19 protein-coding genes and 1 pseudogene are annotated in these 23,559 nt (G+C 44.2%); 13 read left to right on the forward strand and 7 right to left on the reverse strand.

Annotated elements, in window-relative coordinates:
- Positions 1-158: 158 nt before the first annotated feature.
- The 4 genes and pseudogenes from rpoH to ftsY all read right to left on the reverse strand — a co-directional run bounded on the left by rpoH (position 159) and on the right by ftsY (position 4,966).
- On the reverse strand, positions 159-1,016 hold the full coding sequence (rpoH, locus tag BB427_RS15720) for an RNA polymerase sigma factor RpoH (protein WP_010374102.1): 858 nt from the start codon (positions 1,014-1,016) through the stop codon (positions 159-161).
- A gap of 298 nt (positions 1,017-1,314) precedes the next feature.
- A complete protein-coding gene (ftsX, locus tag BB427_RS15725; protein WP_039493009.1) occupies positions 1,315-2,301 on the reverse strand; it encodes a permease-like cell division protein FtsX in 987 nt (328 codons plus the stop codon).
- Positions 2,298-2,975 (reverse strand): cell division ATP-binding protein FtsE, encoded by a 678-nt coding sequence (ftsE, locus tag BB427_RS15730; protein ID WP_017218471.1) that lies wholly within the window; start codon positions 2,973-2,975, stop codon positions 2,298-2,300. The genes ftsX and ftsE overlap by 4 nt, the downstream gene beginning before the upstream one ends.
- 113 nt (positions 2,976-3,088) lie before the next feature.
- Positions 3,089-4,966, reverse strand: a pseudogene (gene ftsY, locus BB427_RS23935) (signal recognition particle-docking protein FtsY).
- Between the two features lie 262 nt (positions 4,967-5,228).
- Here ftsY and rsmD point away from each other — a divergent pair.
- From rsmD to BB427_RS15800, 12 genes are all read left to right on the forward strand, one after another.
- Positions 5,229-5,813, forward strand: coding sequence for a 16S rRNA (guanine(966)-N(2))-methyltransferase RsmD (gene rsmD, locus BB427_RS15745; protein ID WP_069021812.1), 585 nt, complete (start codon positions 5,229-5,231; stop codon positions 5,811-5,813).
- Between the two features lie 186 nt (positions 5,814-5,999).
- Entirely contained in the window at positions 6,000-6,215 is a 216-nt protein-coding gene (gene rpsU / locus BB427_RS15750) for a 30S ribosomal protein S21 (protein WP_010362466.1), read from the forward strand.
- A gap of 20 nt (positions 6,216-6,235) precedes the next feature.
- Positions 6,236-6,682 carry a GatB/YqeY domain-containing protein gene (locus BB427_RS15755; RefSeq protein WP_010374111.1) on the forward strand — a complete coding sequence of 149 codons (447 nt, stop codon included), beginning with the start codon at positions 6,236-6,238 and terminating at the stop codon, positions 6,680-6,682.
- Between the two features lie 177 nt (positions 6,683-6,859).
- Positions 6,860-8,599 (forward strand): DNA primase, encoded by a 1,740-nt coding sequence (gene dnaG, locus BB427_RS15760; RefSeq protein WP_069021814.1) that lies wholly within the window; start codon positions 6,860-6,862, stop codon positions 8,597-8,599.
- A gap of 121 nt (positions 8,600-8,720) precedes the next feature.
- A complete protein-coding gene (gene rpoD / locus BB427_RS15765; RefSeq protein WP_010374116.1) occupies positions 8,721-10,571 on the forward strand; it encodes an RNA polymerase sigma factor RpoD in 1,851 nt (616 codons plus the stop codon).
- Positions 10,572-10,645: 74 nt separating this feature from the next.
- Positions 10,646-11,518: a 50S ribosomal protein L11 methyltransferase gene (prmA, locus tag BB427_RS15770; protein WP_069021815.1), complete on the forward strand. Its 873-nt coding sequence runs from the start codon at positions 10,646-10,648 to the stop codon at positions 11,516-11,518.
- Positions 11,519-11,821: 303 nt separating this feature from the next.
- Positions 11,822-12,787 carry a tRNA dihydrouridine synthase DusB gene (dusB, locus tag BB427_RS15775; protein ID WP_010374120.1) on the forward strand — a complete coding sequence of 322 codons (966 nt, stop codon included), beginning with the start codon at positions 11,822-11,824 and terminating at the stop codon, positions 12,785-12,787.
- Between the two features lie 45 nt (positions 12,788-12,832).
- The gene (gene fis / locus BB427_RS15780; protein WP_010374122.1) at positions 12,833-13,123 is read left to right on the forward strand and encodes a DNA-binding transcriptional regulator Fis; all 291 of its coding nucleotides are present in this window, start codon (positions 12,833-12,835) and stop codon (positions 13,121-13,123) included.
- Positions 13,124-13,334: 211 nt separating this feature from the next.
- A complete protein-coding gene (gene purH, locus BB427_RS15785; RefSeq protein ID WP_069021817.1) occupies positions 13,335-14,921 on the forward strand; it encodes a bifunctional phosphoribosylaminoimidazolecarboxamide formyltransferase/IMP cyclohydrolase in 1,587 nt (528 codons plus the stop codon).
- A gap of 100 nt (positions 14,922-15,021) precedes the next feature.
- The gene (locus BB427_RS15790; RefSeq protein WP_039492706.1) at positions 15,022-15,858 is read left to right on the forward strand and encodes a class I SAM-dependent methyltransferase; all 837 of its coding nucleotides are present in this window, start codon (positions 15,022-15,024) and stop codon (positions 15,856-15,858) included.
- Between the two features lie 15 nt (positions 15,859-15,873).
- A complete protein-coding gene (gene purD, locus BB427_RS15795; protein WP_069021818.1) occupies positions 15,874-17,157 on the forward strand; it encodes a phosphoribosylamine--glycine ligase in 1,284 nt (427 codons plus the stop codon).
- Positions 17,158-17,271: 114 nt separating this feature from the next.
- Positions 17,272-18,093, forward strand: a complete 822-nt coding sequence (locus tag BB427_RS15800; protein ID WP_069021820.1) for a DUF2797 domain-containing protein — start codon at positions 17,272-17,274, stop codon at positions 18,091-18,093.
- Here the strand turns inward: BB427_RS15800 and BB427_RS15805 are convergent.
- Positions 18,066-20,582 carry an EAL domain-containing protein gene (locus tag BB427_RS15805; protein ID WP_069021822.1) on the reverse strand — a complete coding sequence of 839 codons (2,517 nt, stop codon included), beginning with the start codon at positions 20,580-20,582 and terminating at the stop codon, positions 18,066-18,068. The two genes, BB427_RS15800 and BB427_RS15805, sit on opposite strands and share 28 nt — an antisense overlap.
- Positions 20,583-20,658: 76 nt before the next feature.
- On the opposite strand from BB427_RS15805, the gene BB427_RS15810 reads away from it, so the two are divergent.
- The gene (locus BB427_RS15810) at positions 20,659-20,958 is read left to right on the forward strand and encodes a DUF4144 family protein (RefSeq protein WP_069021824.1); all 300 of its coding nucleotides are present in this window, start codon (positions 20,659-20,661) and stop codon (positions 20,956-20,958) included.
- Here BB427_RS15810 and BB427_RS15815 read toward each other — a convergent pair.
- Both BB427_RS15815 and BB427_RS15820 read right to left on the reverse strand, forming a co-directional pair.
- A complete protein-coding gene (locus BB427_RS15815) occupies positions 20,955-21,875 on the reverse strand; it encodes a histone deacetylase family protein (RefSeq protein ID WP_069021826.1) in 921 nt (306 codons plus the stop codon). The genes BB427_RS15810 and BB427_RS15815 overlap by 4 nt on opposite strands.
- Positions 21,876-21,979: 104 nt before the next feature.
- Positions 21,980-23,542, reverse strand: a complete 1,563-nt coding sequence (locus BB427_RS15820; protein WP_069021828.1) for a serine hydrolase — start codon at positions 23,540-23,542, stop codon at positions 21,980-21,982.
- Positions 23,543-23,559: the final 17 nt, after the last annotated feature.

A 23,559-nucleotide genomic window follows, 5' to 3' on the forward strand; every position in this document is an offset into this window, starting at 1 on the left:
GTAAAATAAGCGAACACTTGTAAGCTCAAAATGATCATAGTTTTGAGATTGCCAGATGAACCTCTAGGTATGATAGTTAAGGTATTGATCTATTTATAGAAAATAAAAATGCCGCTGGATAGCGGCATTTGACACACGATTTATCATTTTTGCAAAATTTAGCTCATTGCGTTTTGCAGCTTTTTCATTGCTGACTTTTCTAGCTGGCGTACACGCTCTGCCGACACGCTATATTTCTCAGCTAAATCTTGTAGCGTTGCCTTTTCGTCAGCAAGCCAACGTGCACTTACGATATCTTGAGAACGCTCATCAAGCGTTTTCAGTGCTGCAAATAGGCGATTATGTGACTGCTCTTGCCACTGCTCTTGCTCAACTTCTTCGGCAAGGTCACTACTTGTGTCTGTTAAATACTGTACTGGAGAGAAGTTACCCGCTTGGCTTTCGTCATCATCAGCAGATAGGTCAAAGCCCATATCTTGGCCTGCCATACGCGATTCCATCTCGCGAACTTCTTTCTCACTTACACCAAGCTCGTTTGCAACCGTTGTCACTTCGTCTTGGTTAAACCAACCTAAACGCTTTTTATTTTTGCGCAGATTGAAGAATAATTTACGCTGCGCTTTTGTCGTCGCAACTTTAACAATACGCCAGTTCTTTAATACATATTCATGGATTTCTGCTTTAATCCAATGTACCGCAAAAGAAACAAGGCGCACACCCACGCTTGGGTCAAAACGCTTTACTGCCTTCATCAATCCAATATTACCTTCTTGGATTAAGTCAGCCTGAGGTAGGCCATAGCCTGAATAACTTTTTGCGATGTGAGCAACAAATCTCAAATGAGACATAATGAGCTGCTTAGCCGCGTTAAGATCCCCTTCTTCCTGAAGACGTGTCGCAAGTTTTTTCTCTTCCTCAGCGCCAAGCATAGGTATTGTGCTTACAGATTGAAGGTAACCTTCAACACTTGCGCTTTGCTGCCCAGTTAGTGCTAATGCGTATAAATCTTTAGTCATGTTTCACCTCAGTGATAAACCGTTTCGTGTATATTTAGCACTCTAACATCTAGAGTGCTAAATGCAATCTACTTTATCTGATTTTTAAAATCAACCTTTTTAGAAGAACTTCAAAAATAAAATGTAACCTACTGAATAATATTAAAAATATTGAATTAACTAGGCTTCTTTTTACGATATTATTTTTTTATGACAGTGCTAAATTTAATTAGTTCTGATTGTTTGAGTGCTAAAACCTGATAGTAATTGGCAACCGACTGCTACACTTTAGCAGTCGGTTGGTGTTTGTAGCGTTAAATCATACCTTTTCAGGTTCAATCTCTTTGATATAACGGTGTACAGAAAGAAAAGAGCCTACAAACCCTAAAGTAATCGCAGTGCCAAGTAGCACTAGAAGTTCATTCCCTGCCATTCCCTGAAGCACAAAGTTGCTTTGATATACGCCAACAACTGTAGATACAGCTGACTCCAGCCACCACAACATAAGGCCAACACAGATAAAGGCAACCAAACCACCGACTATGCCATACCATACACCAGTCCAAAGAAACGGAGCCTGAATAAAGGTATTGGTCGCTCCCACCAGTTTTAGCACTTGAATTTCTTCTTTCTTGTCCATGATGGATAAGCGTATGGTATTTCCAATAATCAAGATAACGGCGCTAAGCAATAGAAACCCCACGGTGATCACACTTTCTTTTAGTAATCCCAGTAGTGCATTTAGACGCTCTAGCCATTCAATATCCAGCTTACCAAACTCGACCTCGCGTTCTTTTTCAAGTTTAGTGAGAAGCTCTGTTGCGGCTTGTGGTTTTCTAAAACGACTAACAGGCGTTACCAACACAACATTAGGCAGCGGGTTTTCTTCTAAATAGTTAAGCGCCTGACCAAAGCCTGACATTGACTTAAACTCGTCCAGAGCTTGGCTTTTACTAATCAGTACTACTTTTTCTATTTCTGGATAGAGTGCAAGCCGCTTCACCAAGGTTTGTGTCTGTGCCTCAGTCATTTCATCTTTAACGAACAATGATATTTCAGATGCCTCTTTAAACCCGCTACTTACCTGCTGTACATTTTTCACTACCACATAAAGCGTCGCTGGCAATGTCAGGCTGAGTCCCAAAACTAGAATAGTCATTAAAGAGGCCATTGGCGTACGCCACATTTCCCCAAGGCTCTGTACACCTTGACGAATAATCATCAAACAAAAAAAGTAAAAATGATGAAATACCGACTTTTTACTCTGTTCAGCCTGATTTCCTCGTCCTTTAAACAGCAAACTCATAGCGTGTCCTCCGCTAGCGGATCTTGTAGCATGCGTCCTTGGTTAAGCGTGAAGCTACGGTATTTCATACGTGCTATTAACCCCAAATCATGAGTAGCGATAAGAACGGATGTACCACGGCGATTAAATTCTTCAAATAGGTTCAGAATTTCCATCGATAGTTCTGGGTCTAAGTTCCCCGTAGGTTCGTCTGCAAGCAGCAAAGGCGGCGAGTTAACAATCGCTCTTGCTATGCCAACACGTTGCTGTTCACCTCCAGATAACACACTCGGATGGCACTTTGCTTTATCAAGCAAACCCACCTTGTCCAAAGCGGCATGTACTCTTTTGGTGATCTGTTTATGGTGAGTACCTTCAATAACTAAAGGTAGTGCGACGTTATCAAATACGCTGTAACGTTCGAGTAGGCGGTGGTTTTGAAAAATAATCCCAATATCTCGGCGAACGAAAGGAACCTGCCGGTTAGATACCGTATTGAGATCGACACCATTAATGTAGACACGGCCTGCTGATGGCCTTTCCATCACGCTCACCAACTTTAATAATGTACTTTTACCAGCGCCACTGTGGCCGGTTAAAAATGCGAGTTCTCCATTTGCAAGTTCAAAGCTCACTTTTTCCAGCGCTTTGTGCCCACCAGGATAAGTTTTGCTCACTTGCTCAAATTTAATCATGTTGGCCTCTTATACTTATTTTAACCATGACACTCAGTCCGTGGCATTGTAGCAATTCGGCAATCGAATAAAGCGGGCAAATTTGCCCGCTTTATTGCAACTGATGTCTCTATTTATTCTTGACTGAACAATGCCTCGATAAAGTCATCACTCTTAAAGGTGCGTAAGTCATCAATGCCTTCACCTACACCTATATATCGAATTGGTACCTTAAACTGATCCGCCACAGCAAAGATAACCCCACCTTTGGCTGTACCATCAAGCTTAGTTAACGTGATACCAGTTAAGCCAACCGCTTGATTAAACAGTTTTACCTGACTAATCGCATTCTGACCAGTTCCGGCATCAATCGTCAACATCACTTCATGTGGCGCATCAGGGTCTAACTTTTTCATTACTCGAGCTATCTTCTCAAGCTCTTGCATTAGGTTATCTTTATTTTGTAATCGACCCGCTGTATCCGCTATTAATACATCGATATTTCTCGCTTTAGCGGCTTGGAAGGCATCAAATACCACCGACGCAGAATCAGCACCTGTGTGCTGGGCAACAACGGGGATACTGTTTCTTTCACCCCATACCTGCAACTGCTCTACCGCAGCCGCGCGGAAAGTATCGCCAGCCGCCAACATGACGGATTTACCTTCGCTTTGAAACTGTTTGGCAAGCTTACCGATTGTTGTCGTTTTACCAACGCCATTTACGCCAACCATTAAGATAACAAAAGGTTTCTTATCGGCAGGGATCTCAAGCGGTTGCTCTGCCGTATTTAAGATCTCTGACATTTCTTTTTTCATTAGATCATATAAAGCTTCACCGTCTTTTAACTGCTTTCTATCAGCAGCATCAGTCAGGTTATCTATCAGCTTCATCGTGGTTTCAACACCAATATCAGCCGTTAGCAATTGCGTTTCTAGATCTTCGAACAACTCATCATCGATTTTCTTGCCTTTGAATACCGAAGCAAAGCCTGAGCCGATATTGGCCTTGGTTTTCAACAAGCCTTTTTTAAGACGGGAGAAGAAACCTTCTTTTTTCGGCTTTTCTTGTTCTTGAGCTAATTGTGCCTGACGTTCCGTTTCTTCACGCTCAGCCTGTTCTTTCGCTAATTGTGCCGTGCCTGACGTTCTGCTTCCTCACGCTCGGCTTGCTCTTTAGCCAATTGTGCCTGACGCTCTGCTTCTTCACGCTCAGCCTGTTCTTTGGCTAATTGCGCCTGACGTTCTGCTTCTTCACGCTCAGCCTGTTCTTTCGCAAGTTGTGCCTGACGTTCTGCTTCTTCACGCTCAGCTTGCTCTTTGGCTAACTGTTCTTGGCGTTCTGCTTCTTCACGCTCGGCTTGTTCTTTTGCAAGTTGTGCCTGACGTTCTGCTTCTTCACGCTCGGCTTGCTCTTTGGCTAACTGTTCTTGGCGTGCTGCTTCCTCACGCTCAGCTTGTTCTTTCGCAAGTTGTGCCTGACGTTCTGCTTCTTCACGCTCGGCTTGTTCTTTTGCAAGTTGTGCCTGACGTTCTGCTTCCTCACGCTCGGCTTGTTCTTTTGCTAATTGTGCCTGACGCTCCTTTCGCTAGTTGTGCCTGACGTTCCGCTTCTTCACGCTCAGCTTGTTCTTTTGCAAGTTGCGCCTGACGTTCTGCTTCCTCACGCTCGGCTTGCTCTTTCGCTAATTGTGCCTGACGCTCTGCCTCTTCACGCTCAGCTTGTTCTTTCGCTCGTTGCGCCTGACGTTCCGCTTCTTCACGCTCAGCTTGTTCTTGAGCTAATTTTTCTTGGCGTTCTGCTTCCTCACGCTCAGCTCGTTCTTTTGCTTGTTGCGCCTGACGCTCAGCCTCTTCACGCTCTGCTTGCTCTTGAGCTAATTTTGCTTGGCGTTCTGCTTCCTCACGCTCAGCTTGTTCTTTTGCTAACTGTTCTTGGCGTTCAGCTTCTTGTTGCCCTTTATCGGATTTACCAAAGCCCAACCAAGATAAAAATTTGTTTTTCTTTCCCATATTCACTTATGACCGTGTTAGATAAATTGCATAAACCCAAAGCAAAATGTTGATGATCTTGCTACCATACTCGAAAACGCCAATCCGCATCAGCTTATTGCTTTTACTTGGATTGATATCACACTTAATTTTGGGCTCGAAAGGCAAGCCGAGGATGGCAACCTTAGTGCTTAGACAAAATTGCGTGCAAGTGTACCATGTTCCGTAAGGATGAAAAATCCTGACACCAAGAACCTTTAATAAAGAAGCAAATTACGTCGCTATGAGAAAATCTAAGCCCAAGTCAAATACCAAACAGTCTGGTTTCATCCGCCTGATCAGTGGTAAGCATAAAGGTCGCAAGTTACCTGTTCATGATGTTGTGGGATTAAGACCAACAACAGATAGAATGAAAGAAACTGTTTTTAATTGGCTCATGCAGGACGTAAGAGACGCAAAAGTACTCGATTGCTTTGCTGGTGCTGGCAGTCTAGGATTTGAGGCTATTTCGCGCTTCGCTGCAAGCGGGACCTTTATCGAACTGGATAAAACCGCGGCGACGCAGCTTAGCAATAATGCAACTTTACTCAAACTGGATAACGTTGAAATCATTAATACCGACGCGTTAACCATGCTGGCAAATAACCTTAAGCAACAGCAATATGACTTGGTTTTTATTGACCCCCCCTTTCGCAAAGGGCTTGTGACTCCTTGTTGTGATTTACTTGAATCACAATCTTGGCTCAGCGAAGACGCACTCATCTATCTTGAATTTGAACAAGAAGCACAACCTGAAACACCAGAAAATTGGCAAGTGATTAAAGAAAAGCATGCAGGACAAGTGATCTGCCGCCTTTATCAGCGCTGAAATTCCCTCATAAAGAATGAAAAAACAGCCGCTAGCGTATGACATGACAGGGCTGGTGTTTTTAGCTATAATTTAGGCTTTACATGCGGTCTTGCTTCAGATTACAATACCGCACCATTTTTGAACCAATTGGCTAGTTTTTAGCCAGATAGAGCTAAGCTCATTAATTAGGTAGGTGAATTTTTAATGCCAGTAATTAAAGTAAGAGAAAACGAGCCGTTTGACGTTGCACTACGTCGTTTCAAACGTTCATGTGAAAAAGCAGGTATCCTTTCTGAAGTTCGTCGTCGCGAGCACTACGAGAAGCCAACTGCTGAGCGTAAGCGCAAAAAAGCTGCAGCGGTTAAGCGTCACATGAAGAAGCTTTCTCGCGAAAACGCACGTCGCGTTAAATTATACTAATCAGTATTGGTCTTGTATCAATGAGCTTATTAGTTACGCTAAAAGACGCGCAAAAAGAAGCGATGAAAGCCAAAGAGAAACTTCGTCTTGGCGCGATTCGTGCGGTACTTGCTGAAATTAAACAGCGAGAAATCGACAACCAAACAACACTAGACGACGCAGGCATTACTGCGGTTTTAGTTAAGTTGGTTAAGCAGCGTCGCGATTCTTATACCCAGTATAAAGATGCAGGGCGTGAAGACTTAGCTGATATCGAAGCTAACGAAATTAGCGTACTTGAGACATTCCTTCCTAAGCCACTTAGCGAAGATGAAATTGTCGAGCTAATTGATGCCGTGATTGCACAAACTGGTGCGTCAGGCATGCAAGACATGGGCAAAGTAATGGGTGCGATTAAAGCAGAAGCTGAAGGTCGTGCTGATATGGGTAAAGTCTCTGGTTTAATTAAGCAAAGACTTACCGCTTAAGCCCACATACAATTGTATGATTGATAAGTGAACCGAGCCTAGCGCTCGGTTTCTTCGTTTTAGGCGTCATGCGTATCAATGCAGCGCTAATAAGATACCTTAATTGAATTAAGTTGATTTTTTCTCGTTGCTACTTGATATAATGCGCTCACTCACTAGTACAACTTCGGAACTTAAATGAAAGGCAAAATCCCTAGACAGTTTATTGATGACTTGCTCGCAAGAGCGGACATTGTCGAGCTCATAGACGGTCGTGTGGGATTAAAAAAAGCAGGAAAAGACTATCAAGCCTGCTGTCCATTTCACAATGAAAAAACGCCTTCATTTACCGTGTCACGTGATAAACAGTTTTATCATTGCTTCGGCTGTGGTGCTAATGGCAACGCGATTTCCTTTTTAATGGAATACGACAAGCTTGAGTTTGTCGATGCTATTGAAGAATTAGCCGCCCTATTAAACTTAGAAGTACCACGCGAAAATGCACCACAAGGGCCGCAGCGTTCAATGGAAGAAAAAAAGTCTGACTATGACTTAATGCTCCAAGCCGCTAAGTTTTACCAGCATCAGTTAAAACACCATAGCAATGCCACTCAAGTAATTGACTACGTAAAAGGCCGCGGCCTGAGTGGCGAAACTGTACAAAAGTTTATGATTGGTTATGCACCACCTGAGTGGGAGTCATTGTGTAATCAAATAGCCCGCAAGCCTGAGCACAAACAACAGCTGCTTGATTTAAAGTTAGCATCAGAAAAGTCAGCTGGCCGCCAATTTGACTTCTTCCGCGATCGCTTGATGTTCCCTATTCGTGATAAACGTGGTCGTGTCATCGCATTTGGCGGAAGGATAATGGGTGCAGATCAAGGCCCTAAATATCTAAACTCGCCTGAAACACGCATTTTCCATAAAAGTTTCGAGCTTTATGGTTTTTATGAAGCTAAGCAAGCCCATAAACATTTAGATAAAGTGTTGATTGTGGAAGGCTATATGGACGTCGTTGCCCTAGCAGAAAAGGGCATTGATTACGCTGTTGCCGCATTAGGCACGGCAACCACCGCTGAACATATGCAAACATTGTTTCGTAATACCGATAGAGTGATCTGCTGCTACGACGGTGACAGAGCTGGCCGCGATGCAGCTTGGCGCGCACTTGACCATGCTTTACCTAACTTAAAAGATGGTAAGTCACTACAGTTTGTCTTTTTACCTGATGGTGAAGATCCAGACTCATTGGTACAGCAAGAAGGCAAAGATGCCTTTGAAGCACGGCTAGAAACAGCAAGCGATTATACGCAAGTATTGTTTACCAAATTACGTGAGCAATGCGACCTTACAAATGATGCAGGCAAATCCAAGCTGCTTACCGATGCCATTCCACTGATCAGCAAAATACCCAGTGACTACTACCAAGAGAGTTTATTAACGACCTTAGCCAGGTTAATTGGTCGTACTCGTGAGCAACTTAGTGCTAAATTGGCAAGTAACAAACAGCAGAATAAAATTGAGCGCCAATTTAAAGTGACGCCGATGCGTCGAGCGATTGGCTTACTGCTCCAACATCCACAGCTTGCGCAAACGGTTGAGTATATGCCTGAACTCGGTGAAATGGCGATCCCAGGTATTCAACTGCTGCTGAGCTTACAAATGTTATGTCACGATAATCCGCAAATAAACACAGCACAGTTACTTGAACATTATCGCGATCAGGCTGAATTCGACGCCTTGAAAAAGCTTGCGGTGTGGCAACATGGCGTTGCTGAAGATAGGCTAGAAGACGAATTTAAAAATACTTTTCAATTTATTGAAGATCAGTGTTTAAATTATCGCCTAGAGACCCTATTAATAAAGGAGAAAACCGAAGGCCTAACAAATGATGAGCGGCTAGAATGCGCACTCCTTACCCAAGCGCTTAAACAGTAGAAGTTCTAGTCAATAGCAATTTTCGGTGCTATAATGTTCTATTCACTGCGTCATCAAAATTTAGCTGTTAAATAGCTGGCGCCTGTTGTATCAACTTTTCAGAGTGGAAGCAAATTTCTCTATGGATCAATCTCCTCAGTCACAACTCAAACTTCTGATTCAGAAAGGTAAAGAGCAAGGTTATTTAACTTTTGCAGAAGTTAACGATCATCTTCCACAAGACATCATAGACTCAGATCAGGTAGAAGATATCATCAGCATGATCAACGATATGGGTATTCAGGTCTCTGAAAATGCGCCTGATGCTGATGAGTTGATGATGCAAGAAACAACAACAGATGAGGATGCTGCGGAAGCAGCGGCTGCGGCTTTAGCAACAGTAGAAAAAGAAATTGGCCGCACAACTGACCCTGTTCGTATGTATATGCGTGAAATGGGTACGGTAGAACTTCTAACTCGTGAAGGCGAAATCCAAATCGCTAAGCGTATTGAAGAAGGGATCAACCAAGTACAGATTTCTGTTGCAGAATACCCTGAAGCTATTACTTACCTGCTAGAGCAATGGGACAAGTACGAAGCGGAAGAAATGCGCCTAAGCGACATTGTTTCTGGTTTCTTTGATCCTAATGCTATCGAGGAAGACGAAGCACCAATTTCAGCAACACACATCGGTTCTGAGCTAAGTGATGAAGACTTAGATGACGAAGATGATGATGAAGATGATGACGATGATGACTCAGAAGAAGGCGATTCAGGTCCAGATCCTGAAGAAGCTCGTGAGCATTTTGAACAACTTCGTACGCTGTACAATAAAGCGCGAGAAATTTTTGAAAGTAAAGGTCGCTCGCACCCAGATGCGAAAGCTGCAATTCAGGAAATCGGCGATCACTTCCGTACTTTCAAGTTAGTTCCTAAGCAATTCGACCGCATGGTAAATAACATGCGCGACATGATGGATAAAGTGCGTGTTCAAGAACGCATCATCATGAAGCAAGCAGTTCAGATTGCTAAGGTTCCAAAAAAGGTTTTCGTTAAGCACTTTGCTAACAATGAAACCGATACCGCATGGATCGATGCTGAAATTGCATCAGGCGAAAAACACTCAGCAAAACTTGCTGAAGTAAAACCTGAAATCGAGCGTTGTGTTAACAAACTTAAAGCGTTTGAAGATAGCACAGGTCTTAGCATTGAGCGTATTAAAGACATCAACCGTCGTATGAGTATTGGTGAAGCAAAAGCTCGCCGTGCGAAGAAAGAAATGGTTGAAGCGAACTTACGTCTTGTAATTTCAATCGCTAAAAAGTATACCAACCGTGGTCTGCAGTTCTTGGATCTGATCCAAGAAGGTAACATCGGTCTGATGAAAGCGGTTGATAAATTTGAATACCGTCGTGGTTATAAGTTTTCAACATACGCAACTTGGTGGATCCGTCAGGCGATTACTCGCTCAATTGCGGATCAGGCAAGAACTATCCGTATTCCAGTGCATATGATTGAAACAATCAATAAGCTGAATCGTATCTCTCGTCAAATGCTACAGGAAATGGGCCGTGAGCCAAGTCCTGAAGAATTGGCAGAACGTATGATGATGCCTGAAGACAAGATCCGCAAAGTGTTAAAAATCGCCAAAGAGCCGATCTCAATGGAGACGCCAATTGGTGATGATGAAGATTCACATCTTGGTGACTTTATCGAAGACACTACTATCGAGTCACCGATTGATTCAGCAACGATGGAAAGTCTTCGTGGCGCGACCAACGAGGTACTTGCAGGTCTTACCGCTCGTGAAGCTAAAGTACTACGTATGCGTTTCGGTATCGATATGAATACAGACCACACGTTAGAAGAAGTGGGTAAACAGTTTGATGTAACACGTGAGCGTATTCGTCAGATTGAAGCTAAAGCGCTACGTAAGCTACGCCACCCTTCTCGCTCAGATCTATTAAAGAGCTTTTTAGACGTTAAGGGCTAAAAAGTAGCAAATAAGATTAAGGCCGCTATTCAGCGGCCTTTTTTATAGTAATTGGATTAAATAGGTATACACACATGGCTTGGATCCAAATCCGAATTTATTCAGATAAAGCCGATGCCGATGCTTTAAGCGATATGCTTATGGATGTCGGTTGTCCGTCTGTCACATTCATGGATAGTAAAAACAATCCCGTTTACGAACCAAAACCTGGCGAAGTCATCTTATGGCCTGAGACAACGGTGATCGGTTTATTTGAAGCGAACCATGATATGCAAGCAGTCGTTGACTTTGTCCAGTCACAATTTGACAAGCCGTTAAACTACAAGCTTGAACAGCTAGAAGACAAAGACTGGGAACGCGAGTGGATGGATAATTTCCACCCAATTAAGTTTGGCGAGAGATTGTGGATTTGCCCAAGCTGGCGTGATGTGCCAGATCCCAATGCCGTCAATGTGCTACTGGATCCTGGTCTTGCATTTGGTACTGGTACCCATGCCACAACCGCACTTTGCCTGCAATGGTTAGAACAACAAGACCTCAGCGGCAAAACGGTCGTTGATTTTGGCTGTGGCTCTGGGATTTTAGGCATCGCAGCAATCAAATTAGGCGCTGAGCGTGTGATTGGTATTGATATCGATCCACAAGCGCTTATCGCAAGCCGCGATAATGCCGAGCGTAATGGCGTTGCAGATAAGCTAGAAGTGTATTTACCTGAAAATCAGCCGCAATTCAGTGCAGATATCGTTGTTGCTAATATTCTTGCACAGCCGCTGAGAGAGCTACACGAAATCATTCTCGGCTTCTTGGGCGACAAAGGTGCCATCGCCATGTCTGGGATTTTAGAAGAGCAAGCGCAATCTGTTGCGGATGTTTATGCGCCATTTTTAAAGCTAGACAACATTGCTCAACAGGGTGAATGGACGCGCGTCAGCGGTGTGAAAAAATAAGGCTGCTAACGTAACGCTGACAAAAGTATCAGCGAGTCAATGAAAGTTAGTAAGTTTTAACTGGTAAAGCCTGTAATTAACAGGCTTTACGCATTTTTCACAGCTTAAATTTTCGGCTCAAATTGTACCTTTAAAATTGTTTTTGCATAAATTTCGTGCAAATTATCTGAGCTCTCAGGTTGTTATCAAATGTCAACCCATAAAGTTCAAAAAAAAAGCAATTATGTTCAATTTATAACCTTTGATTTTTGCGAAAAAAACCGTAAACTTAGCGCCCCTTGAGGTAAGGCGGATTAAACTGTAGTGCGTATTGGTCCATACCAACTTGAAAACAATCTTATCGTAGCACCAATGGCTGGGATCACCGACAGACCGTTTCGACAACTGTGTCGACGTCTAGGTGCTGGGCTTGCGGTATCAGAAATGTTGTCTTCAAATCCAAAAGTGTGGAAAACCGATAAGTCGCAAAATCGCATGGATCACAGCGGTGAATCGGGCATTCGCTCGGTACAAATCGCAGGAGCAGATCCTGAGTTGATGGCGCAAGCAGCACAATTTAATGTCGCAAACGGTGCGCAGATCATAGATATCAATATGGGCTGCCCCGCTAAGAAAGTGAACAAGAAGCTTGCAGGCTCAGCATTGTTGCAATATCCAGAGTTGGTTGACGAAATCGTAACCGCTGTGGTTGCTGCCGTTGACGTACCTGTGTCGTTAAAAATCCGTACAGGATGGGACACAGACAATCGTAACGGTGTTGAGATTGCTCGCATAGCTGAACGTCGAGGCATTGCTTCGCTAGCCGTGCATGGCCGTACAAGAGCATGTATGTATAAGGGCGAAGCTGAATACGCCACGATCAGAGAAATTAAACGTTCAGTATCTATTCCTGTGGTAGCAAACGGTGACATTACGTCTCCTGAAAAAGCGAAACAGGTGCTGGAATACACGGGCGCAGATGCCATTATGATTGGTCGAGCCGCCCAAGGTCGTCCTTGGATTTTCCGAGAAATAGACCACTATTTGCAAACCGGTGAACATTTGCCAGAACCTGAAATAGCAGAGGTTCGAGCAATATTGATGGAGCACTTAGTAAATCTTCATCAATTCTATGGTGAGCCAATGGGAGCGCGCATCGCACGCAAGCATGTATCTTGGTATTTGCAGGCCCATGACCAAGAAGGTCAATTTAGGCGAGTATTCAATGCCTTGGAGACGCCAGAAGCGCAAATCGAGGCATTAGAAGACTATTTTGAAACATTAGGGTGAATGAATTTATTCATCCTTCAGGCTAACTAAGAAAGAGACATAACGATGTTCGAACAAAATGTGACTTCTCCATTTATTACTAACGCTCATGTTCAGTCACAAGAGAAACCGCAACCTTTGCGCGATGCAGTTAAAAAAGCTGTACATCACTACCTAAAGCAGCTTAATGGTCAAGACGTACAAGACGTTTATGAGTTAGTTCTTTCTGAGCTTGAAGCGCCTCTACTTGAAGAGGTTATGACTTATACTCGTGGTAACCAGACTCGTGCAGCGATCCTTTTAGGCATCAACCGTGGCACACTTCGCAAGAAGCTAAAAAAATACGGCATGAACTAAGCACTGCTAGTAAAATTTAGTTGATAAAAAAGCACCTTCAGGTGCTTTTTTATTGTTTAAAATTCAGCATCTAGCGGACATTTATCCTTTTCATATCGCACTTTTCTCATGTTTATCTCGCCTTTTAACATCGTCATCTTAACAATAATGCGCTAAAATACCGGCTTTCTAAGCTAGCCCTTAACTAATCATTGAGGAAACCTGAACCATCATGGATATACATCGTCCAATTCGTCGCGCCCTACTAAGCGTGTCAGATAAAACCGGTATCGTTGAATTCGCCACAGCACTTGCAGCTCAAGGCGTAGAAATTTTATCAACTGGCGGTACTTGCAAACTACTTGCAGACAACGGCATTAAAGTAACAGAAGTATCTGATTACACTGGCCACCCAGAAATCATGGATGGTCGCGTTAAAACGCTTCACCCAAAAGTGCACGGCGGTATCTTAGGACGTCGCGGTCAAGACGAAGACGTCATGACTGAAAACAATATTTCAGCAATCGATATGGTAGTAGTCAACTTATACCCCTTCGCACAAACTGTTGCGAAAGCTGACTGTAGCCTAGAAGATGCAATCGAAAATATCGATATTGGTGGTCCAACTATGGTTCGTGCTGCGGCTAAGAACCACAAAGACGTGACCATTGTTGTAAATGCGAATGACTACAGCCGTGTCATTGAAGAAATGAAGGCAAACTCAGGCTCTACAACATACAAGACACGTTTCGACCTTGCTATTGCGGCCTACGAGCATACCGCTCAGTATGACGGCATGATTGCCAACTACTTCGGTAAAATGGTTCCGGATTATACGGAAGAGGCGGCTGAGGAAACCAAATTCCCTCGCACTATCAATATGCAATTCACCAAGAAGCAAGATATGCGCTACGGTGAAAACTCGCATCAAGACGCTGCTTTCTATGTTGAAAACAACATTGAAGAAGCATCCGTCGCGACAGCTAGACAACTTCAAGGTAAAGCGCTGTCTTATAACAACATCGCTGATACCGATGCAGCACTTGAGTGTGTTAAAGAGTTTGATAAGCCGGCTTGTGTTATCGTAAAACACGCAAACCCTTGTGGTGTTGCGGTAGATGAAAACATTCTTGCCGCCTATGACCGCGCATTTAAGACCGACCCAACTTCTGCCTTCGGTGGTATCATCGCCTTTAACCGAGAGCTAGACGGCGACACGGCGGAAGCCATCGTAGCGCGTCAGTTTGTTGAAGTTATCATCGCACCTAGCGTATCAGAAGAAGCCGCACAAATCGTTGCTGCGAAGCAAAATGTACGTTTACTAGAATGTGGTCAGTGGTCAAACAAAACCACAGGTACTGATATTAAACGTGTTAATGGCGGTATCTTAGTACAAGATCGTGACCAAGGTATGGTTGGTTTGGACGACCTTAAGGTGGTTTCAAAACGTCAACCTACAGAGCAAGAACTAAAAGATCTACTGTTCTGCTGGAAAGTCGCTAAATTTGTTAAGTCCAACGCGATTGTTTACGCCCGTGATGGTATGACTATTGGTGTGGGCGCAGGCCAAATGAGCCGCGTATACTCTGCAAAAATCGCAGGGATCAAAGCCGCAGACGAGAACCTAGAAGTTCCAGGTTCTGTGATGGCTTCTGATGCGTTCTTCCCATTCCGTGATGGTATTGACGCCGCTGCAGCTGCGGGTATCACTGCGGTTATCCAGCCGGGTGGTTCAATGCGTGATGAAGAGGTGATTGCCGCCGCTGATGAAGCGGGAATGGCAATGGTGTTTACCGGCATGCGCCACTTCCGCCATTAATCAATAAAGCGCGAAACTTATGAGTTTCGCGCTTTTTGTTTCAGCTAATTTCCAGTATTCTGGCTACAGCATAATCATAACAGAATGAAGGAAGCTAACGATGAATCTAGGTATGAAATCTCTTATCGCTGCTGCAGTATTTACTACTTTAGTAGGCTGTAACGCGACAGAATCCAACTCCAGCCAAGCAGTACCAAGCGCGATTGCAAAAGCCGTTGCTAGCGACAATCGAGCTGAGAAAAATAGAGCCCGAGACCAATATCGCCACCCAAGTGAAACGCTTGCTTTTTTTGGCATTGAGCCATCAATGACCGTGGTAGAAATTGCACCAGGTGGTGGTTGGTATAGCGAGATTTTAGCGCCGCTGGTTAAAGGTCAAGGCACCTATTATGCAGCGCACTTCCCTGCTGATTCAGATGTTGGCTACTATCAACGCTCATTAAAAGGCTACAAAGAAAAGGTAGCAACCAACCCAGACTATAGTGAAGTAAAGATCACGGAATTTGCACCAGTGACGCACAGTAATATTGCGCCACAAGGCAGTGCAGACGTGGTACTTACCTTCCGTAACGTACATAACTGGTACATGGGTAAAGGGGATGAAGGTGTACTTAGCGCATTCAACGCATTTAATAAGGCACTGAAACCTGGTGGCATTTTAGGTGTGGTTGAACACCGTCTGCCTGAGCACCGTCAACTTGAGGATCAAAAGTCGTCAGGTTATATGAAGCAAAGTTATGTTGTTGATATCGCCAAGCAAGCTGGGTTTGAATTAGTTGCAAGCAGCGACATTAACGCCAACCCGCTAGACAGCGCCAATCATCCAAAAGGCGTCTGGACTCTGCCACCTCGCTTAGCGCTAGGTGATGAAAAAGCAGCGCAATATAAAGCGATTGGGGAAAGCGACCGCATGACCTTAAAATTCAAAAAGCTTTAATAGGAAAATTTCGCCATGAATGTACTAGTCATTGGCAGCGGTGGACGTGAGCATGCGCTTGCGTTCAAAGCCGCACAAAACCCATCTGTAAAAACAGTTTTTGTAGCACCTGGTAACGCAGGTACTGCGCTTGAGCCTAAACTCGAAAACGTAGCTATCGGCGTTGAAGATATCGATGCCTTGGTCGTCTTTGCTAAAGAAAACAATGTGCAATTAACCATTGTTGGCCCTGAAGCGCCACTGGTTATCGGTGTAGTTGACCGTTTCCGTGAAGAAGGCTTAGCTATTTTTGGACCTACTCAAGCGGCTGCGCAGTTGGAAGGTTCAAAGTCGTTTACTAAAGACTTTTTAGCACGTCACGATATTCCGACTGCGGCTTATCAAACGTTTGAAGAGATTGAGCCTGCGCTTGCCTACTTGAAAGCACAAGGAGCACCTATCGTCGTTAAGGCTGATGGTCTTGCTGCTGGTAAAGGGGTCATCGTGGCAATGACCGAAGCGGAAGCGGAAGAAGCTATCCGCGATATGCTTGCGGGTAATGCTTTTGGCGAAGCAGGCAGCCGTGTGGTTATTGAAGAGTTTTTAGAAGGTGAAGAAGCCTCTTTCATCGTCATGGTTGACGGCAAAAATGTACTTCCTTTTGCCACCAGCCAAGATCACAAGCGTGCATACGATGGTGATAAAGGCCCAAACACAGGTGGTATGGGTGCATACTCTCCAGCTCCTGTAGTCACGCCAGATATTCATGACCGCATCATGGCCGAAGTGATCAATCCAACGGTTGAAGGTATGGCGAAAGAAGGTCACCCTTATACAGGTTTCCTATACGCTGGTTTGATGATCACAGCAGACGGCATACCAAAAGTTATCGAGTATAACTGCCGCTTTGGCGACCCAGAAACACAGCCTATCATGTTACGCCTCCAATCTGATTTAGTTGAGCTAATTGAAGCGGCAAACCGTGAAGAGCTTGATCAAACATCGATTGAATTCGATCCGCGAGCTGCTGTTGGTGTTGTGCTTGCAGCTAGTGGCTACCCAGGCAACTACCCTAAGGGTGATGCTATTTCAGGTCTTCAAGTGAACTACCCTGAAGGTGAAAAAGTGTTCCATGCTGGTACTAAGCAAGATGGCGAGCATGTAGTCACCGCTGGTGGTCGAGTATTGTGTGCAACGGCCCTTGGCCACACGGTAACCGAAGCGCAAAAACGCGCCTACTCTCTAGTGAAAGACATTCACTGGGATGGCGTAGAATACCGCACAGATATCGCATATCGTGCAATCGCACGCGAAAGCTAATTCACATTAAGCTTTGCAAGGCCAGCCCGACGCTGGCCTTTTTCATTTTTACACACTGCGTTTCTAAGTTTGTAATGGTATCCTACCCTTTTATGAGCATTTTTAGGGGCAAAGATGCAAGTACAAGGTACACTCAGCAAGTTAAAGTCAGCGCTTGTTGAACCTATTCAATATCAATTACCCGTGGGTGATAACTTAGTATCGCTCAGCGATTACTTTGGTAAACCAATTACTCTTACTTTCACCGGCAATATATTTTGCAGTAGCTGTGGTAAAAAAACCAAAAAGAGCTATTCGCAAGGCCACTGTTTCGTGTGTATGAAAAAGCTCGCTAGCTGCGACATGTGCATTATGAAGCCAGAGACCTGCCACTATGATCAAGGTACCTGTCGTGAACCCCAATGGGGAGAAGAGAACTGTATGATCCCGCACTATGTGTACTTGGCCAATACCTCAGGTCTTAAAGTTGGGATCACTCGTCATACGCAGATCCCAACACGTTGGATAGATCAAGGCGCAACGCAAGCACTGCCGATTTTTAAGGTGCAGACCCGTCACCAGTCAGGATTAGTGGAAGTGGCACTGGCTCAGTTTATTGCCGATAAGACTAACTGGCGCAATATGCTCAAAGGCATCAATCCTGAAATAGACCTCAAAGCAGAAGCCGCTAAGCTTATTCCCGAGATCCAAGCAAAGCTCGACGAACTTGCTGAACTCTTTGGTGCAACCGCCATTGAAGTGCTGGACGAGGAAGTGGTTGATCTCACTTTCCCTGTAGAGCAGCACCCGAGTAAAATCAGCTCGTTTAACTTTGATAAAGACCCTGTAGTATCAGGTGTGCTTGAAGGGATCAAAGGCCAATACCTTATTTTTGATAATGGCGTGATCAATATTCGTAAGTTTACTTCTTACGAAATTACCTTCTCTGACGAATAAAATGCATGCCAATCGTCTTCTGTAAGTGGCTTACAGAAGACGTAACCTTGGATTGTATGACAACCAAGCTTGCGCAAGTAACGTTTCTGTACAGGCTTTTCTACGCCCTCAGCTACAACTTGCAGGTTGAGCGCCTTAGCCATCGCTACAATTGCCGAAACAATTTCGCTGTTGCCATATTCATCGGGCACTTTAGCAATAAAACTAGCATCTATTTTTAGGATATCGATGGGCAGTTTAGCCAAGTAACTGAGCGCAGAATACCCGGTACCAAAGTCATCAATCGCCAGTTTTACCCCCAGCTCCTTGAGTTTTTTCAAGGTGTACTTAGCCTCAAGCAGATTACCGATAAAGCTATTTTCAGTAAGCTCAAGCTCAAGATACTTGCCGTCGACGTTGTGCTTCTTTAATGCCTGCGCAACACATTGATAAAGATCGCCTTGAGTGACATGTGACGCCGAGATATTAATCGCCAAGCGCCTAATATCCACACCTGCGCGTTGCCATTTAGCCAAGTGCTGACAGGCTTTATCTATTACCCACTGATCTAAGCGAATAATAAGCCCAAGTTCCTCAGCAAGTGGAATAAATTGGGCCGGCGAGATCATCCCAAGATTTGGGTCACGCCATCTTAGCAAACACTCAACACTGGAAATGCGACTGCTGGTTAAACATTGCAATGGCTGAAAATGCAGTTCAAACTCGTCATTTTCCAAGGCATTCTGAAAACGACTTAACATGGATAAACGCTCAAATGAACGTGCATTCATCGAAGCTTCGAATAACTGAAAAGAGTTGCGCCCTACTTCTTTGGAGCGATACATAGCAACATCGGCGTGTTTAAGCAATGTTTCCGTGTCATGACCATCTTCGGGATAAATAGCAGCCCCCATCGAGGCCGTCGCTGCCACCTGCATATCACCAAGTTGAAAGGGGTTCGATAGTGCCATCAACATTTGGTCAGCAAACTCAATGACCTCCGACATGCCATTCACTTCGCTCAGTAGCACAACAAATTCATCGCCACCAAGTCGCGCTAAGGTGTCACCTTCGTTTAGAATAGACTTTATCCGCTCGCTAACCTGTACCAATAACTCATCTCCGGCGCTGTGACCAAGAGAGTCATTCACTTCCTTAAAGCGGTCTAAATCTATAAACATCACACTGAGTTTTTGCTTGTAGCGGTGCGCTGATGCCAATGCCATAGAGAGTCTGTCGTAAAATAAGCGGCGATTAGGCAGCCCAGTCAATTCATCAAAATAGGCTAAGCGAGCAATTTTTTCTTCAGCATTTTTACGCTCCGTAATGTCACTAAAAATGGCTGCGTAGAGCATGTCGTCACTGTACGGCTCTCTGATCTCAATTATCGTAAGCCATTCAACATAAATCTCACCGCTCTTTTTACGATTACAGATCTCGCCCTGCCACACACCTGTTTCTCTCAGCGTTTGCCACATGCTCTGATAATAGCATTCATCATGTAGCCCTGAGCTCAATATGCTTGGGTTTTTCCCTAGTACTTCGTAATCTTTGTAGCCGGTAAGCGCACTAAACGCTGGGTTGATCTGGATTATTTCACCTGAACTTTTGGTGATCATAATGCCATCGAGAGAAGCATCAATGATGCGGTTAGCTAGATAAAGATTCTTCTCCGATTTTTGCAGTGCAATATCACGTTGTACTAGGACTTTTTCCAGCTCGCTACAATACGCAGTTTCAATTTCAGTCAGGACATTTTTGAGCGCCAATAGCCCTATCACTTGTTGCAAGTCTGGGGAAGTCACTACCAAATGACGAATGGAGTTTACCGTCATCAGCCGGTAAGCATCGAATAGGCTGTCTTTTGGCGTCATGGAGAGCATCGGATAGCTGGCTAATTGCCAGCAAGGCTGACGCCAATCAGGGTTGAGAATAATATACGCAATATCTCGCTGAGTAATAATGCCATACTCGTTTAATTCACGGTTATACACCAGCACAGCGGTAAGCTTAAGCTCACGCATATTATTGATAACATCAGAGACGCAGTCTTCACTGTCTAAAATCACAATGCTCGAGTCAAAGTGCTGCTCAATTGGTCTAAAATGCAAATAATGGTCGAGCCCTTGGCTGCGCACAATATCGGATAAAGAGACCACACCACAAGGCAGATTATCCGAGTCCACCACGAGTAAGTGACGGATCCCTAGTTGGTGGAACTTGACCGTCGCCTCACTCAAGGTTTTATCAATTTGAATTTTTTGCACCGGTGTAGTCATCACTTCTCGGATCGGCACCTGGGCAAAGTCAGGATCGTTAAAGTTGAGCTTAACGCAATCCGACTCAGTCCAGATACCAATAATGTCATCGGCACGGGTAATAAAGATCGAGCTCACTCTGCTCGCTCGCATTTGCGCAACCGCATCATATAGACTGGTTTGCTCATCGCAACATAACAAGCTATTGGTAAATACTTCTTTGATCTGTAACTGACGTGAATCACCAACCATAAGCACACTCTCGCAATATTATTCCAATTTGAAGTATACTGGGCGACACTTTTGATAACTTGACCAAGAACAAATTATGGCGATAAAAACCTATCCTTTATTGCTGGTATTAGACCAAAGTATAGAGTTTATCGAAGATGAAAAAGCACTTAGAGATGCAACGCATCTGCTCGATGATGCGTCACTCAAACGGTTAATTCTAGTATACCCAAACGATTGCTGCAGCAACGCACACGGTGCGCCCGTACAAGGTATTGATTTGAAATATTTAACCGAATTAGTGCAACAATATCTCGTTGACGAAGGCCAGTGTTGTGTGAGCAAAATCCAACTGAGAAATACTCAGCAGGCTTTTGATTTATTAAGTCTAACCTAACCGGCTTCAACCAGCGCTTTGATATGTGTCACGGCGCTGCGGCCTAAAGAAGAAAGATCATAACCCCCTTCTAAGTAAGAAATAATCCCCAAACAGTCCGATGAGTTTGCAAACTCAACCACTTGCTCAGTAAACCACTGGTAATCTTGTTCAACAAACTTGAGTCCACCCATATCATCTTCTAAATGACCATCAAACCCTGCGCTGATAAAAATGAGCTGAGGTTTAAATGATTGCAGCTTAGGTAACCATTGTTGCTCCACCAAGGCTTTTAAGTCTGTACCATCCGCTCCCGCACTCAAAGGAGAATTGATAAGTGTTTGATGATTCTCAATTGCGGTATTTGGATAAAAAGGGTGTTGAAACAAAGAGCAAAGTAACACGCTATGATCGTCTTTGAAAATATCTTGTGTGCCATTACCATGATGTACATCGATGTCCAATATAGCTACCCGCTCTACGCCCTTTGTCTTGGCATAAGCGGCGGCAATGGCAACATTATTAAAGACACAAAATCCCGATGAAGTACTTTGATTGGCGTGATGCCCAGGAGGTCTAACAGAACAAAATGCAGCATCAAGTTTACCTGCAACCACTTCGTCCACCGCAAGTATTCCTGCGCCGACAGCGCGTTCAATCGCTTTCATAGAATCAGGACAAAGCCAAGTGTCGCCGTCTAACTCGGTTAACCCTTCATTAGGGATTTTCTCCATTACTTCTTTGATCATGGCTTGATCATGAACCAATGCATAGTGTGAGGTATCGGCTTTCAGCGCCGTTTTGTGTTCAATGGCGATATCAAGTCCAGACGCTAGCAACCGGTCTGATATCGCATCTAACCTCGCAGGACACTCAGGATGTTCCTCGGTCATTTTATGCTTGCGGCAATATGGATGAGTAATAATTGCAGTACGCATAACGAATATACATCCTATGTTAGTTTGCGACGTGGTTGATTTAAGTAGTTATCCTTTCACTATATCAAAGCCACATAGTTGTGGCTTTGATACTTTGGTATATCCTAATGCTGGATTTCTTTCGCCTTTAAATCCAAGTTATGAAAATCGAAACTAAAGTCGGTTATTTCCGGATTAACAAATTCCATTGCAGCAGACTCAACCCGTTGAGATTTATCCATCACAAAATTGATGTAAGCATCTGCTTCAAGTAATGGCTCATCCCAACGTACCACAAAGGTGTTACCGGTTAGGTGCTCAAGTTTCCCCTTTAGGCGCTTCGTATGCGTAAAATCAATGCGCAGTTCCTTACCAAGCTTTTCCACCACCACATCGCCATACCAAGCGCTAGTTAGTGTCCCTGTGTAGTTGTTTAATGGTAAAGCAGGTTGTGGTTTTGCAACTTCGATTATCCCAGCTTTAGCATATTTTTCTTGTTGCGCCTTAAAGTAATCATCGGCGATGATCTGCACCCAGTCTTTATCTTCTAGACCAAGCGCATCTTCAAACACTTCATTGATAATCGCGGAAAGTGCAGGGTATTTTTGCTGGTTTGATAAGACCACCACACCCAATTTTTTCTCTGGGATCATCGCCACTTGTGACACCATACCTAAAATCCCACCGCCGTGACCTACCTTTTTATAACCAAAGTAGTCTTCTACCGCCCAGCCAAGGCCGTACCCTCTAAACTGCTGGTGGTATACTTCTGCGGCTTTTGCTGCGGGAATACGCGTAATGTGTGGGTGCCACATTTGCACTTGTTGCTCTTGGCTAAATAGCTGCTCGCCAGAAGGTAAGCGACCACCTTCAAGCTGAGTTTGCAACCACTTGGTCATGTCATCCACGTTAGACGCAATGGCGCCAGCACCACGGAAATCTTCTAGGTAGTTAACAAAGAACGGCGTAAGTTTGCCATCCATCGGAATATGGCCAGTCGCCCAATTACTATTGTTAGCCGGGATCCGAGAGAATCCAGCCTTTGAGTCATCCATATCTAGCTTGGTAAACATTTCCTGCTCAACAAAATCGCGCCAATCTTTGCCACTGACTCGGCTTACGACTTCTCCTGCAACAACAAACATCAAATTGTTATAAGCGTAATGGCTGCGGAAACTTGAATCCGGTTTGAGATGTGAAATACCTGCCAGCAATTCAGTCATGGTTTTATCAGTATCAGGCCAGATCATAAGGTCACCTGCCCCGAGGCCCAACCCACTTCGATGACTTAATAAATCGCGGATCGTCATCTCTTGAGTTACATAACTATCGTAAAGCTTAAATTCTGGAATGTGTTTGGTGACTTTGTCATCCCAACTCAGTTTGCCTTGATCTATCAACATCGCCAGCGCTGCTGCCGTAAATGCTTTGGTGTTAGATGCAATACCAAACAAGGTATCCGCATTGACCTTGGCTGGCTTATTTAAATGCGTCACTCCGAAGCCCTTGGTCATCACAACCTTACCATCTTCTACGATACCAATTGCCAAACCTGGAATATTAAACTTTGCCATTGCACTTTTTACCGCAGCTTCAACATCCTGTTGGTTTACTGCCGCGCTTGCCTGCGCACTAAGAAAACTTGCAGCAACTAGGCCTGAGGTTAATAGCCATTGTTTTATTTTCATTATTTTTCCTTGGTTTT

It is taken from the genome of Pseudoalteromonas sp. BMB, assembly GCF_001709235.1.
Classification (GTDB): domain Bacteria; phylum Pseudomonadota; class Gammaproteobacteria; order Enterobacterales; family Alteromonadaceae; genus Pseudoalteromonas; species Pseudoalteromonas maricaloris.

What these genes read in the sequence shown, in the direction of transcription:
- ftsE (WP_017218471.1), bottom strand. Translation starts at nt 2,975, where the DNA reads ATGATTAAATTTGAGCAAGTGAGCAAAACTTATCCTGGTGGGCACAAA.
- BB427_RS15800 (WP_069021820.1), top strand. Translation starts at nt 17,272, where the DNA reads ATGCAAGTACAAGGTACACTCAGCAAGTTAAAGTCAGCGCTTGTTGAA.
- BB427_RS15810 (WP_069021824.1), top strand. Translation starts at nt 20,659, where the DNA reads ATGGCGATAAAAACCTATCCTTTATTGCTGGTATTAGACCAAAGTATA.
- purD (WP_069021818.1), top strand. Translation starts at nt 15,874, where the DNA reads ATGAATGTACTAGTCATTGGCAGCGGTGGACGTGAGCATGCGCTTGCG.
- BB427_RS15755 (WP_010374111.1), top strand. Translation starts at nt 6,236, where the DNA reads ATGAGCTTATTAGTTACGCTAAAAGACGCGCAAAAAGAAGCGATGAAA.
- prmA (WP_069021815.1), top strand. Translation starts at nt 10,646, where the DNA reads ATGGCTTGGATCCAAATCCGAATTTATTCAGATAAAGCCGATGCCGAT.
- dnaG (WP_069021814.1), top strand. Translation starts at nt 6,860, where the DNA reads ATGAAAGGCAAAATCCCTAGACAGTTTATTGATGACTTGCTCGCAAGA.
- BB427_RS15805 (WP_069021822.1), bottom strand. Translation starts at nt 20,582, where the DNA reads ATGGTTGGTGATTCACGTCAGTTACAGATCAAAGAAGTATTTACCAAT.
- ftsX (WP_039493009.1), bottom strand. Translation starts at nt 2,301, where the DNA reads ATGAGTTTGCTGTTTAAAGGACGAGGAAATCAGGCTGAACAGAGTAAA.
- BB427_RS15790 (WP_039492706.1), top strand. Translation starts at nt 15,022, where the DNA reads ATGAATCTAGGTATGAAATCTCTTATCGCTGCTGCAGTATTTACTACT.
- fis (WP_010374122.1), top strand. Translation starts at nt 12,833, where the DNA reads ATGTTCGAACAAAATGTGACTTCTCCATTTATTACTAACGCTCATGTT.
- rpoH (WP_010374102.1), bottom strand. Translation starts at nt 1,016, where the DNA reads ATGACTAAAGATTTATACGCATTAGCACTAACTGGGCAGCAAAGCGCA.
- purH (WP_069021817.1), top strand. Translation starts at nt 13,335, where the DNA reads ATGGATATACATCGTCCAATTCGTCGCGCCCTACTAAGCGTGTCAGAT.
- BB427_RS15815 (WP_069021826.1), bottom strand. Translation starts at nt 21,875, where the DNA reads ATGCGTACTGCAATTATTACTCATCCATATTGCCGCAAGCATAAAATG.
- rpoD (WP_010374116.1), top strand. Translation starts at nt 8,721, where the DNA reads ATGGATCAATCTCCTCAGTCACAACTCAAACTTCTGATTCAGAAAGGT.
- rpsU (WP_010362466.1), top strand. Translation starts at nt 6,000, where the DNA reads ATGCCAGTAATTAAAGTAAGAGAAAACGAGCCGTTTGACGTTGCACTA.
- rsmD (WP_069021812.1), top strand. Translation starts at nt 5,229, where the DNA reads ATGAGAAAATCTAAGCCCAAGTCAAATACCAAACAGTCTGGTTTCATC.
- BB427_RS15820 (WP_069021828.1), bottom strand. Translation starts at nt 23,542, where the DNA reads ATGAAAATAAAACAATGGCTATTAACCTCAGGCCTAGTTGCTGCAAGT.